Genomic DNA, 12,604 nt, shown 5'->3' on the forward strand with positions numbered 1-12,604 from the left:
GCCAGGCGGACCTATGAAAAGTGCACTTGCGAAAAGCGACCAGAAAAGAGACTCGCCATGAGACGCGCCGACCGGCTGTTCCAGATCATTCAGGTGCTCCGGCGCACGCGAAAGCCGCTGACGGCGGACGCGATCGCGGCCGAACTCGAGACCTCGAAACGCACCATCTATCGCGACATCGCAACCCTGATCGAACAGCGCGTGCCGATCCGCGGCGAGGCCGGCATGGGCTACATCCTGGAGAAGGGTTTCGACCTGCCGCCGTTGATGCTGACGCCCGACGAGATCGAAGCCGCCGTGCTCGGCGCGCAATGGGTCGTGGGTCATGCCGATCCCGTGCTGGCACGCGCCGCGCAGGACCTGATGGCGAAGATCGCCGACACGGTCCCGGAACGGTTGCGGCCTTTCGTGCTCGAACCTGCAAGCCGGGCGCGGTCGGTCTGGAACCGGGAACCGGACCGTATCGACATGGTGCGGACACGCGCCCAGATTCACGAGGGCAAGAAGATCACCCTGGACTATCGCGACGAACATGGCCGCGAGAGCAAGCGAACGATCTGGCCGATTGCGATCGGCTATCACGAGGCGGTGCGGATCATGGCGGCGTGGTGCGAGCTGCGGAAGGATTTTCGCAGCTTTCGCACCGACCGGGTCGTCGACGCGGTGTATCACGACGAGAAATATCCGGAGCGGCGCGATTTGCTGCGGGCGAAATGGCGGCGCAGCCTGGTCTGGGAAGCCCCGAAGGATACATAGTGTCGTTCCGGGCGACACGTAGTGTCGAACCCGGAACCTCGAGATTCCCCGATGTGCAATGGCACATCTGAGGTTCGCGCGAAGACGCGTGCCCGGAATGACGGAGCGTGTCACTGGCCGGACGCTTCATTCCGCGCTAAACGGCAGCATGGATGAAGCCGGATCAACATCTGCCAGCGAAAGCCCCTGCCAGGCCTGCGGCGCTTGCTGCAGCTATTCGCGGAACTGGCCGCGCTTCACGATCGAGGACGACGCCGACCTCGACCTGATCCCGGAAAAATTCGTCAACGATCGGCTGTCGGGAATGCGCTGCGACGGCGACCGCTGTTCGGCGTTGTCAGGCAAGGTCGGCGAGGCGACGGCGTGCACCATCTATGCGGTGCGGCCCGAGGTATGCCGAACCTGCATGCCCGGCGATCCCGAATGCGCGATGGCGCGGAAGCGGCATGGGCTGGCGGTGTTGGTGTAGCCCCACCGCTGTCGTCCCGGCGAAAGGCCGGGACCCATAGCCACGATGCTTGTTGTTGAAAAGTCTCTACCCGCTTGCCGCATCACAACGGCCGCGGCGTGGGTCCCGGCCTTCGCCGGGACGACGTGCGGAAAAACTTAAGCCGGCACCGCTTCGGCGAGGTCTTCGTCGTCGAGATCTTCAATCGGAGCGAAGGTGGAGAGCGGCTTGGTCGAGAGCGTGATCGGCTTGCGGTTGCCGTAGGACGACGAGGGCGTGGAGCGCGCGGCCGGTTCGCGGGACAGCGCGTAGAGAGTCGAGCCGACGCGCCCGCCCAGGGAGATCAGCTCGCGCTCGGTGCAGCTGGCAGCAATGGCGAGGGCCAGCGAGTGCAGGTGGCTGCGACGGTAGCAGAACAGCGCCAGCATGGCGCGCGTCTCGGAGGAGACACTCTCCACCAGAAGCGGCAGCCCGTTGGCGTTGGCGCGGTACATCTCGCCGAGCAACTCGTCCCTAACGGGGCAGAAATCGTTCTCGAAGGCGTCGCGGCTTGAAAACATTGCGGTTCTCCCTATGCGGAAGATGCAGTGCAATACTCTAACGAAAGGTTAACCACCCGTACCAGTAGTGTTCCGGTGCTCTTGCCAGTTTCGACCAAATCGGATCGGCGCGGCCGGTGATTCGCCTGGCGCGAATGGCGCCTAAATCCCTGCCGCCACGGGCTGGCCGGCGGTCACGTGCAGACCAGGGCAGGCTATGCGTGAGGGAGGCTCGTGCCTATCCGGAATACTCCGGTCCGATTCTTGTTTTGACGCGTTTTCTTACGCGAACCGGTATCCACTTCGCTGGAAAACGCTCTGACCGGATCAGTTCGCGGCCATGTAGATCGCCAGGCCGAAGCCGGTCAGATGGTGCAGCGCCTGGTCGACGCCGATCAGCGTCCAGAACCAGGGATGCTCGTTCTCCAACGTCACCCCGAAGGACGATGCGCAGATCCCCTTGATGCGGTCGATCGTGAGGTGAATGGCGAAATCGATGAAGGCGACGAACCAGAACCGCGGCGCGACCACCATGATCAGCAGCAACGATGTCACGAGATGCACCGAGCAGTGCGCCAGCAACGGCATCGCCCAGCCGGTCTTCTGGTCCTTGCCGATCGCCATCCAGGACGTCTGAAAAATGAAGTCGGCAATGATGTGCTTCACCGTAAGAAGCAACATCCATCCTATCAGCGCACCAACCGGGACCGACGACGACATGGAAGGAAACAACAAAGCTGACGCCCTTTGCTGGGACTAACGAGGTGGCAATAAAACCGGGGGTCTAGGCTGTCAGCGAATTTTCTTCTCGAACCCGGACGTGAACGTTGCCGTTATTTATGGCACCTCCCGGACCGGAATGCACCTGTGAGTGGCTGGAAAAAAGCGTGGTGTGGCCCAACGGCGATACTGCGGCATCGGCGCGCAGCTTTGCGCGGGTAAGGTTACCCGCGGGGGGCGATTTGCAATCCGGCGGGGGCAGGATATCATTGCCGTGCAGGAAATTGTCGTTCGTTTCTAGGTATTTACGAATTCATTTGGATGGCCTCCGACGCCAATTTGGCGGCGGGATGTCCTCCGACCGGGTATAGCCATGAGTGCTGAGGCCCCAACACCAAAACCCGGTATGCCACGGCGCCTGCGTATGCCGGTCGTCAAGAGCAACCGCTCCCAGATCGTGCTGTTTTCGATCCTGACCCTGATTCTCACCGCCGCAACGATGTGGGGCGGCCGGGCTTTGCTGCGAAATTCGGAGACGCTGGTCTTTGCCGTCGGCGAAGCCAATGGGCCCGAGGCGCGCTTTGCGGCCCGGCTTGCCGCCGTCCTGAAGAACAATTCGTCGCGGCTGCACCTCAAGATCGTGCCCAACGCCGACAACGCCAAGGCGGTCGCCCAGTTCGACCGCAAGGAAGCCAACCTGGCGATTTTGCGCACCGACGCGAAAATCCCGTCCCGGGCGCGCGCGGTTGCGATCCTTGAACACGACCTGCTGCTGCTGATCAGTCCCGCCGGCAAAAAGATCAAGACCGTCACCGAACTGAAGAAAAAGAGGATCGCCGTCGTCGCCGACCGCGAGAGCAGCGTCACGCTGATCCGGAACATGCTCGAGCTTTCCGAGCAGCCGGAAGCAGCGGCGCGAATCCAGATGGCACCGCCGGGGTCGACCTTCGACAGGTTGTTCGCGTCGGGCTTCGGCGCCGTGGTCGCGGTCGTCCATGCCTCGAAGGTCGTGAAGGACAGGAGTTACGAGCAACATGCCAGGCGCGGCGGCTTCACGCTGAACGCGATCGACGCCGCGAAGGCGATCACCCGGAAACATCCTGCCCTTTCGGAGGAAACGGTCACGACCGGCATGCTGTCGGCATCGCCGACGCTGCCCGAGGAAGATATCGAGACCATCGGGCTGCAATGGCTGCTGGTCGCGCAGTCAAATCTGTCGACGACAACCGTCAGCGACCTCGCGCGCATCATCTACGAGAACAAGGCCGAACTCGCGCTCGACGGCGGCTTCGCCTCCAGGATCGAACCGGCCGCGACCGACAAGGATGCCTTCATCGTCGCGCATCCCGGCGCTACCGAATACATCAACGACGAGATCAAGTCGTTCGTGGAGCGCTACAGTGACCTGATGTATGTTGCCATCGCGGCGCTCGGCATCATCGGCTCGCTGTTCGCCACCATCTACACCAAGGTCACACGCGTCGCGCCCGAAAAGGCCAGCCAGCTGGCCACCGCCATTCTCGATATCGGGCAGCGGATGGCGGATGCCAAATCCCTCGACCAACTCGACGAGTTGCAGGACCAACTTGAAGCCATTCTTCGGCGTGTGGTGATAGGGCTGCGCGACGGCACCATCTCCAGCGACGGGCTGGACACGTTCAAGCTCGGCTATGAATTCGTGCGCGACGAAATCGGCATGCGCCGCGATCACCTGAAGCGGCACCCGCCGCCCCAGGACGACAAGGTGGTAGCCGTGAAGACCGCGCAAAGCGCGTGACTTTAGCCAAGCAGAGATTAGATCGAAGTGCATCCACGACGGAGCAGCGCTCCCTCTCCCGCTCTTGCGGGGGAGGCGTAGGCGGCCTACGGCCGCCGTCCTTGAGCTTAAGAACGCCGATTGCGTAGCATCGGCTATGGGTGGGGGTGCCGCCACGAGTCAGACTGTTCGTGTGGAGAGAGTTTCCCCCACCCGGATCGCATCTGCCGATGCGATCCGACCTAAGAGCGAGCTTCGCTCGTCTCGACCCCCGCAAGAGCGGGAGAAGTGAAGCGAGTCACCCCGCAGCGGCGTTCGAGCCGCTGGCCGGGACCCGCGCCCTGATTTCCTCGATCTTGCGCTTGAGCGCGGCCTGCCGCGGATCGGGCAGCGCCGCCGCGCGCGCTTCCGCTACCGCTCCGGCCAGATCCGATAGCGCCAGCACGCCGTCGAAGGTCGGCTTGGCCAGGCCGTCGATGATCGCGTTCCAGTCCGCCATGCCCTGACGGTAGACGTCGCCATAGCCCTCGATCATGGTCGCGGTCTGCACGATTTCGGAAGCCGCGGCCGGCTGTTTGTCCAGGCTGCGGCTAATCATGTGCAGCCAGCGTTCGACCCACAGCCGCTCCTTGGCGTAACGCACCGAATAGCGCCGCCACCGCTTCAGCCCGGCTTCAATCTTGAGGCGGCGAACGCCGAGACGGCTTGCCGCGCTGAAACGCATGGAAATCCGCTTGTGCGCCCACCCCGCCCAGTTAAGCACATCGATCAGATATTCCGCGATAATGGCGGGGAGCGCGCTGACCAGTTCGTCGACCCGGAACTTCCTGATATCGACGACCGGATTGTAGTTCCCGCCGGACCCCTCGTTGAATTCGGCAAGCTTGAGCTGCGCGATCCGGATCGGATCCTGATAGCTCATGCGCACCGCCATCAGCCGCGCGATCTCGACCAGCATCGCATCATCGACCCCGTTGCGGCCGACGAACCGCCGCAACCGGTCGACGTAAAGCTGCGCGTAGCTGGTGCTTTGATATTCGATCAGGAGGTGGATGGCATCGCTTGCAACTGCGGTGACAGCCTCCGGCAGACCTTCGGGAAGAAACGGCGGGGTGTCGTCCTCTTCACCGATGAAATCGGCGAACAGATAACGGAGCGACGACAGGAAACCGCGGTCTGACACTCCCTTGGCTCCGGCCTCTATGCGGGTTTCGGCCCGGCGGCAGATGCCGCCGTTTGCTGGGCGAGCTGGTGCTGCAGCGTCTCGAGGTTCTGAAACAACCGGGCGCTGGCGAGGCGAAGGAAGTAAAAGCCGAACGCCGGGTTTTGAACGTAGAGTTCCTCGACCTTGCTGTAGCTGACGCTCAGCACGAGGCCGGCCTCGACGCATTCCAGCGACTGGGTGCGCGTGTTCGACGGCGACAGCATGCCAAGCTCACCGACGATGGCGCCGACCGGCAAGACGATGCCGGACTCGACCAGCTTGAACTTGCCGCTGACGATGTAGAGCATGTCTTCGGCCTTCTCGTCCTTGTAGAACAGCATCTCCCCGGCCGCGCAATCGCGCTCGGTCATGAACGGCTTCAGCCAATCCATCGACAGGTCGCTGTTGACCGATTTTTTCACGTCGCGCACGAGCTGCAGCATCTGGTGCAGCCGCCAGGAATTGACCAGCAGCATCGCCGCCTGCACCACCATGACCAGATAATTACGGGACGGAATGGCGGTCAGGAACAGGGCGATGTTGGCGAGAATGCCGAACACCCGCAAAGGAATCATGGTCCGCATCGTGGTGGTGGCGATCACGAAGATCGACGCGAAGAGCATGCCGGCGGTGCCGGCGTGTTGTTCCAAATGAGACGGATCCATTGGAGGCCAACCAATTTTTCAGGGAGTGAATTTTTTCGCGATTTTATTGCAGTGCCGCTATCGTAAAGGCCGCAGGCTATTTTCGATATGCGGGGAAAAAACGACGATTTGTCGGGATTCGACAAAATTCACCCCCCGCCCGGGCTTGCCGCGCAGCCGCGCCGGCGGGCATTTCGACGCGATATCGCGGTTTGCCGGCCGTCGTTGACGGCCTTCCCTGCGGCGGGCACTTTCGGCAGCACCACGCGGCCGTCGAAGCTGTTGGTGCTTGACCTCGTCGATTTTCGCCTGCTGATGGCACGGCATCCTGACCTCGCCCGGGTCATCGACGCCGAGGCCAAACGGCGTGCGCAAGAACAAACAAGAGCACAAGTAAATAACAAGAATGGAGAACGAGATGCCCAATTCAGCCGCGGCGGCGAGCTCGCCGGTCCTCGACATCAGCGGCGCGCGCGCCACCATCCGCCTCAACCGGCCGAAGCATCTGAACCGGCTGCAGAGCGAGGATCTCGGCGAACTGGTGAAACTGTTCGACCGGATCGAGGCCGATCCTGGCATCCGGGTGCTGGTGCTGACCGGCACCGGCCGCGCCTTCTCGGCCGGCTACGATCTCAATTCGGTCGCCGACCGCGCCGTCAGCGCCCAGGAAGAGCAGAGCGCGGGCTCCGCGTTCGAGGTGGTGGTCAACCGCCTGGAAGATCTCGGGGTGCCGACGATCTGCCGGCTCAATGGCGGCGTCTATGGCGGCTCGACCGATCTGGCACTGGCCTGCGATTTCCGCATCGGCGTCGATACGGCTGAAATGTTCATGCCGGCGGCGCGGCTCGGCCTGCATTACTACAAGAGCGGCATCGAGCGTTACGTGACGCGCCTTGGCGTCGACAATGCCAAGAAATTGTTTCTGACGGCGGAGAAGATCTCGGCGCCCGAGATGCTGCGGATCGGCTATCTCACCGCGATGGTGCCGATGGAGATGCTTGACGAGGAAGTCGGCAAGCTTGCGGACATCCTCGCCGGCAACGCACCTGTCGCGATGCGCGGCATGAAACGTGCCATTAACGAATTCGCCCGTGGCAAGCTCGACGAGGCCGCCGCGAACCAGCGCCACCGCGAGAGCATGCGCGGCAACGAGATCAAGGAAGGCATCAAGGCATTCGCGGAAAAGAGGGCGCCGCGGTTTTGAACTTTTCCCTTCTCCCCTTGTGGGAGAAGGTGGCATAGGCGGCCTTCGGCCGCCGTTCTTAGAACGCCGATGCTCTGCATCGGCTATGGCGCCGGATGAGGGGTCTCTATCCGCATCTCGAAATCTTACCGTGAGGAGAGAACCCCTCACCCGTCTTCGCTTCGCGAAGCCGATGCAAAGCATCGGCGTTCTATTTTAGGACGGCGGCCGGAGGCCGCCTATGCCTCTCCCACAAGGGGAGAGGGAAGGAAGTCCCACGAAACACTCCTGAAACACGATTCTCCAGAACCGGCGTGAACGAATATTCACGTCGCGCCGACGAAGGTGCAGGGACGAACAACGGCCCCCGCGCCATACAAACTGGAGAATACGATGCTTCGCAAGGTCACCCTCGGACTGATCGCCGCCACCGCCCTCACCTTCGCCGCTGCTGCGCCCGCCGCCGCCGGCCCCTTCCATCATCACCACCACCACGGCTATTGGGGCCATGGTTTTGGCCTTGGCTTCGGCGGCGTCTACCTCAACACCGGCTACGGCTACAACGACTGCATCCAGCAGCGCTGGGTCGAAACCCGTCGCGGCCTGCGCCTGCGCACCGTCAATGTCTGCGCCTACTGATCTCGTCTGAATTCAGATAGCGAAAAGCCCCGGCCGCCATTGGCGATCGGGGCTTTTCCTGTGCGCGCTATCTCCGCGCAAACGCTCACGCGTTTGTCGCGCTAGGTGTTCTATTCGTCGAAGAAGGTGACGGTATCGGCCACGCTTGCGCGCGAGGTCCGGTAGCTGTTGACCTTGTGCGCATTGTCGGCAAAGCCGAACGAAATGCCGCAGACCACGCGCCGGTCATCGGCGAGATTGAAGTGACGGCGGATCAGCCCGGAATGCCGCGCTAATGCTGCCTGCGGAATGGTGCCGAGACCGAGCGCCTGCGCCGCCAGCGTGAAATTGCCGACATAGGCGCCGCAATCGACCGCGCCGTAAACTCCGAGCGGCTCGTCGGTGTGAATGACAGCGACATGCGGCGCGCCGAAGAAATTGTAATTCTCCAGCGCCTGTTTGGCATAGGCCATCTTGTCGCCTCTGGTGATCCCGAGCGTGTTGTAGAGCTGAAAGCCGCTCTCGCGCCGGCGCTCGAGATAGACGCCGAGATATTCACGCGGCGGCGTGAAATCATGGTCGTCCTTGGCGCCCGACGAAGCCTCGGCATAGATCGCCTTGCGAAACCGCTCCTTGGCTTCGCCGCTCGCGATCAGCACCTGCCATGGCTGGCTGTTGCACCATGACGCGGTGCGTTGCGACACGGTGAGAATATGCTCGATGGTCTCGCGCGGCACCTCGCGCGGAAGGAAGGCGCGCACCGAATAGCGCTCGCCGAGCAACTCTTCGAGCACGCCGATGCGATCTTCGCTGGCGTAGCGCGCCTTCGGCGCTTTTGCATCCATGGTCATCGCCCTTTGGTCGGGATCTTGTTGAACGGCACGTCCTTGTCGACACGGATATCGCCGGGCAGGCCGAGCACGCGCTCGGCGATGATGTTGCGCAGGATTTCGTCGGTACCGCCGGCGATACGCATCGACGGCGAAGAGAGCAGCATCTGCTGGAACTGGCCGCTTGCGGCTTCCTCGTCGGCGCCGGTCAACGCACCGGCCGCACCCTCCAGGTCCATCGCATAGGTCGCGATGTCCTGCAGCATCGTGCCCGACACCAGCTTGCCGATCGAGTTCTCCGGTCCGGGACGTTCGCCCTTCGACAGCGACGAGATCGCGCGGTAGCTGGTGTATTTCAGCCCGCTGGCCTTTACCGCCCAACTCGCCAGCTTGGAGCGTGTGGCGGGATCGTCGATCGCAAGCCCGTCTTCCGTCATCAGGTTGGAGCAGAACTCGAACATTTCGGGGAAGCCGGTCGCCAGCCGCGAGCCGATCGACATGCGCTCGTTCATCAGCGTGGTCAGCGAGACGTTCCAGCCGTCACCGACCGCGCCGAGACGCTGGCTGTCCGGGATCACCACATCGGTGAAATACACCTCGTTGAACTCCTGCATGCCGTTGGCCTGCTTAATGGGGCGCACCTCGACGCCCTTGCTCTTCATGTCGAGGAAGAACATCGTCAGGCCCTTGTGCTTGGGCACGTTGGGATCGGTGCGGGTGATCAACAGACCGTAGTCGGAATAATGCGCGCCCGAGGTCCAGATCTTCTGGCCGTTGATGATCCAGTCGTCGCCCTTCTTCTCGGCACGGGTGCGCAGGCCCGCGACGTCGGAACCACCGGCCGGCTCGGAGAACAGCTGACACCAGATATGTTCGCCGGACGCAAGCTTCGGCAGATAATGGCGCTTGTGCTCCTCGCTGCCGAACGCCATCACGGTCGGGCCGCACATGCCCTCACCGATCTGGAACGGCTGCGTCAGCTTGCCGTAGACGCCCTCTTCCTGCTGCCAGATCACTTTCTCGATCGGCGTGGCGCCACGGCCGCCATACTCCTTCGGCCAGTGCAGACAGGCCCAGCCGCCTTCGGCCTTCTTCTTCTGCCAGGCCTTGCCGACATCGACGATTTCTTCCTTCTCCAGCCGGATGCGGCCGAGCGAGGATTTGGAAAGCTCCGCCTCGTATTTCTTCGGCGCGTTGGCCTCCATCCATTTGCGGGCGGTGGCGCGAAATTCGGCTTCCTGCGGGGTATCGTCGAAGTTCATTGGCGGACCTCTTTTTCTTCGTAGGGTGGGTTAGCCGAAGGCGTAACCCACCAGCTCTATCAAGCTTCGTTGCTGGCAATGGTGGGTTACGCTTCGCTAACCCACCCTACTATTCTTGTTACGCTCTTCCCTTGGTCGGAATCTTGTTGAACGGCACGTCCTTGTCGACCCTGATGTCGCCGGGCAGGCCAAGCACGCGTTCGGCAATGATGTTGCGCATGATCTCGTCGGTGCCGCCCTCGACGCGGGTGCCCGGCGCACGCAGCAGCATGGCCTGGAATTTTCCGGCGACCTCCGCATCCTCCGGCCCGCTCAGCGCGCCGGCAGCGCCCTGCAAATCGAGCGCATACATCGCAACTTCCTGCACCATCGAGCCCGCCACCAGCTTGCCGATAGAGTTTTCGGGTCCCGGGCGATCGCCCTTCGACAGCGCCGAGATCGCGCGCATGCTGGTGTATTTCAGCCCGCTCGCCTTCACCGCATAGTTCGCCAGCCTGGATCGCACATTTCGGTCCTCGATCGCGGGACCGTCGTCGAGCATCAGGCTGTTGCAGAAATCGAACAGCTCCGGAAAACCGGTGGAAACGCCGGCGCCGATCGACATGCGCTCGTTCATCAGCGTGGTCAGCGAGACGTTCCAGCCGTCATTGACGGCGCCAAGCCGCTGCGAATCCGGGATCTTCACGTCGGTGAAATAGACCTCGTTGAAGTCAGACTGCCCGCTGGCCTGCTTGATGGGTCGCACCTCGACGCCCGGGCTCTTCATGTCCAGGAAGAACATGGTGAGGCCCTTGTGCTTTGCCACATTGGGATCGGTGCGGGTCAGCAGGATGCCGTAGTCCGAATAATGCGCGCCTGATGTCCAGATCTTCTGGCCGTTGATGATCCAGTCATCGCCCTTCTTTTCGGCCCGGGTGCGGAGGCCCGCGACGTCGGAACCGCCGGCGGGCTCGGAGAACAGCTGACACCAGACCTTCTCGCCCGAGGCCAGCGGCGGCAGGTACTTCCGCTTCTCCTCTTCGCCGGCGAACGCCATCATGGTCGGCCCGCACATGCCGTGGCCGATGATGAACATGCCGCTGAGCTTGCCGAACGGGCCTTCCTCCTGCTGCCAGATCACGCGTTCGATCGGCGACGAGCCGCGGCCGCCATATTCCTTTGGCCAGTGCAGGCAGGCCCAGCCGGCGTCGGCTTTTTTCTTCTGCCAGGCCTTGGCGACCTCGAGGATGTTGGCGCCCTTGAGCACGGTGCGGCCGAGCGAGGATTTGCGCAGTTCTTCCTCGTACTGCTTCGGTGCATTGGCCCCGATCCAGGCCTTCGCCTCGGCGCGGAACGCGGCCTCCTGCGGGGTGTCATCGAAGTTCATGGTTCAATCCTCGGTATCCGCTTCGTAGGATGGGTCGAGCGCAGCGAAACCCATCATCTTTCCTGCCGTGTGGTGATGGGTTTCGCTAACGCTCTACCCATCCTACGGACCAATCTTAAGCCGCGTTCTTCTTGCGCATGCGGTCGATCAGCTGGTCTTCCCAATAGGACAGACTGCCGAGCGTCACCGCGGTCGCGTTGGCGCGGCGGTAGTACATGTGGCAGTCGAACTCCCAGGTGAAACCCATGCCGCCATGGACCTGGATGTTGTTCTTGGAGCAGTGCTGGAACGCCTGCGTCGCGCTGATGCGGGCAGCGGCGGCCGCTTCCGGCAATTCCGAGGCGTTGGTCGAGAGCGCCCAGGCGCCGTAATAACAATTCGAACGCGCCAGCGTCGCCGAGACATACATGTCGGCGAGGATGTGCTTGACCGCCTGGAACGAGCCGATCGGCCGGCCGAAGGCGATACGATCGAGCGCGTAGTCGCGGCCCATTTCCAGCGCGCGGTCGGAACCGCCGACCTGCTCGAACGCCATCAGGACCGCGGCGCGGTCGAGCACCTGCGTTAGAATGCCCCAGCCTTCACCGGCGGCGCCGAGCGGCTCGGCCTTGCAGTTCTTGAAGGTCAGTTCGGCCTGGCCGTGGGTCGGATCGATATTGGTCAGCGATCTGACCTCGACGCCGCCGGCCTTGAGGTCGACCAGGAACAGCGAGATATCCGCATCGCGGCCGGTCGAACCCGTGCGCGCGGCGACGACGGCGAAATCGGCGATGGCGCCATCCGGCACCGGCTTCTTGACGCCGCTCAGCGTACCGCCGGAGGCCGACAACTTGATCGCCTGCGGCGACGGGTTGCCCTTGCCTTCGAACAGCGCCAGCGTGCCGATCACGTCACCGGAGGCGATCTTCGGCAGCCATTTCTGCTTCTGCGCGTCGCTGCCCGCGAGCAGCAACGCTTCGGCGGCGAGGTACACCGTCGAGGAGAACGGCACCGGCGCCAGCGCGCGGCCCATTTCCTCGGCGATCACGCAGAGTTCGAGATGACCGGCGCCGGCGCCGCCAAACTCTTCCGGGATCGCAACACCGAGAAAGCCCATCTCGGCGAGGCCCTTCCACAAGGCCTTGTCGTAGGTCGCCTTGCCGTCCAGCACCTCACGCACCGCTTTCGGCGGGCACTTCTCGGCGAGGAATTTTCTCGCCGCGTCGCGCATCTGCTTTTGTTCGTCGGAGAAATCGAAATTCATGGCGTGTTACTCGGGTTGATGATGGCTCTGTAGGA

General features: G+C 62.7%; 13 protein-coding genes and 1 pseudogene. 6 read left to right on the forward strand and 8 right to left on the reverse strand.

The window, feature by feature from the left end; translation table 11 throughout:
• The first annotated feature begins 57 nt into the window (after positions 1-57).
• Together JQ609_RS26820 and JQ609_RS26825 are read left to right on the forward strand one after the other, a co-directional pair.
• Complete coding sequence (locus JQ609_RS26820) at positions 58-756, forward strand: YafY family protein (RefSeq protein WP_211999372.1); 699 nt, start codon at positions 58-60, stop codon at positions 754-756.
• Positions 757-904: 148 nt separating this feature from the next.
• Complete coding sequence (locus tag JQ609_RS26825; RefSeq protein WP_212275947.1) at positions 905-1,225, forward strand: YkgJ family cysteine cluster protein; 321 nt, start codon at positions 905-907, stop codon at positions 1,223-1,225.
• A gap of 137 nt (positions 1,226-1,362) precedes the next feature.
• Here JQ609_RS26825 and JQ609_RS26830 read toward each other — a convergent pair whose 3' ends face one another.
• Both JQ609_RS26830 and JQ609_RS26835 read right to left on the reverse strand, forming a co-directional pair.
• On the reverse strand, positions 1,363-1,764 hold the full coding sequence (locus JQ609_RS26830; RefSeq protein ID WP_212206114.1) for a hypothetical protein: 402 nt from the start codon (positions 1,762-1,764) through the stop codon (positions 1,363-1,365).
• A 306-nt stretch (positions 1,765-2,070) separates the two neighbouring features.
• The gene (locus tag JQ609_RS26835) at positions 2,071-2,424 is read right to left on the reverse strand and encodes a DUF3307 domain-containing protein (protein WP_212206112.1); all 354 of its coding nucleotides are present in this window, start codon (positions 2,422-2,424) and stop codon (positions 2,071-2,073) included.
• Positions 2,425-2,836: 412 nt separating this feature from the next.
• Between JQ609_RS26835 and JQ609_RS26840 the strand changes: the two genes are divergently transcribed.
• Positions 2,837-4,240, forward strand: coding sequence for a TAXI family TRAP transporter solute-binding subunit (locus tag JQ609_RS26840; protein WP_212206110.1), 1,404 nt, complete (start codon positions 2,837-2,839; stop codon positions 4,238-4,240).
• A 277-nt stretch (positions 4,241-4,517) separates the two neighbouring features.
• Here the strand turns inward: JQ609_RS26840 and JQ609_RS26845 are convergent, their stop codons facing one another.
• Both JQ609_RS26845 and JQ609_RS26850 read right to left on the reverse strand, forming a co-directional pair.
• Positions 4,518-5,402, reverse strand: a complete 885-nt coding sequence (locus JQ609_RS26845; RefSeq protein WP_212206108.1) for a DUF6537 domain-containing protein — start codon at positions 5,400-5,402, stop codon at positions 4,518-4,520.
• Between the two features lie 17 nt (positions 5,403-5,419).
• The gene (locus JQ609_RS26850; RefSeq protein WP_212275898.1) at positions 5,420-6,088 is read right to left on the reverse strand and encodes a Crp/Fnr family transcriptional regulator; all 669 of its coding nucleotides are present in this window, start codon (positions 6,086-6,088) and stop codon (positions 5,420-5,422) included.
• A 237-nt stretch (positions 6,089-6,325) separates the two neighbouring features.
• Here JQ609_RS26850 and JQ609_RS35295 point away from each other — a divergent pair.
• The 3 genes and pseudogenes from JQ609_RS35295 to JQ609_RS26865 form a co-directional block, all read left to right on the forward strand.
• A pseudogene (locus JQ609_RS35295) lies at positions 6,326-6,445 on the forward strand (cyclic nucleotide-binding protein); the annotation flags it as partial.
• Between the two features lie 40 nt (positions 6,446-6,485).
• Complete coding sequence (locus tag JQ609_RS26860; protein WP_212275902.1) at positions 6,486-7,271, forward strand: enoyl-CoA hydratase/isomerase family protein; 786 nt, start codon at positions 6,486-6,488, stop codon at positions 7,269-7,271.
• Between the two features lie 372 nt (positions 7,272-7,643).
• Positions 7,644-7,889 (forward strand): hypothetical protein, encoded by a 246-nt coding sequence (locus JQ609_RS26865; protein ID WP_192737077.1) that lies wholly within the window; start codon positions 7,644-7,646, stop codon positions 7,887-7,889.
• 110 nt (positions 7,890-7,999) lie between these two features.
• On the opposite strand, the gene JQ609_RS26870 is transcribed toward JQ609_RS26865, so the two are convergent.
• The 4 genes from JQ609_RS26870 to JQ609_RS26885 form a co-directional block, all read right to left on the reverse strand.
• Positions 8,000-8,713, reverse strand: coding sequence for a nitroreductase (locus JQ609_RS26870; protein ID WP_212275903.1), 714 nt, complete (start codon positions 8,711-8,713; stop codon positions 8,000-8,002).
• Between the two features lie 2 nt (positions 8,714-8,715).
• On the reverse strand, positions 8,716-9,960 hold the full coding sequence (locus JQ609_RS26875) for an acyl-CoA dehydrogenase (RefSeq protein WP_212206100.1): 1,245 nt from the start codon (positions 9,958-9,960) through the stop codon (positions 8,716-8,718).
• Positions 9,961-10,078: 118 nt separating this feature from the next.
• A complete protein-coding gene (locus JQ609_RS26880) occupies positions 10,079-11,326 on the reverse strand; it encodes an acyl-CoA dehydrogenase (RefSeq protein WP_212275905.1) in 1,248 nt (415 codons plus the stop codon).
• Between the two features lie 115 nt (positions 11,327-11,441).
• Positions 11,442-12,569, reverse strand: a complete 1,128-nt coding sequence (locus JQ609_RS26885; RefSeq protein ID WP_212275907.1) for an acyl-CoA dehydrogenase family protein — start codon at positions 12,567-12,569, stop codon at positions 11,442-11,444.
• Between the last annotated feature and the right edge of the window lie 35 nt (positions 12,570-12,604).

This window comes from Bradyrhizobium sp. AUGA SZCCT0169 (assembly GCF_018130085.1).
Lineage (GTDB): Bacteria > Pseudomonadota > Alphaproteobacteria > Rhizobiales > Xanthobacteraceae > Bradyrhizobium.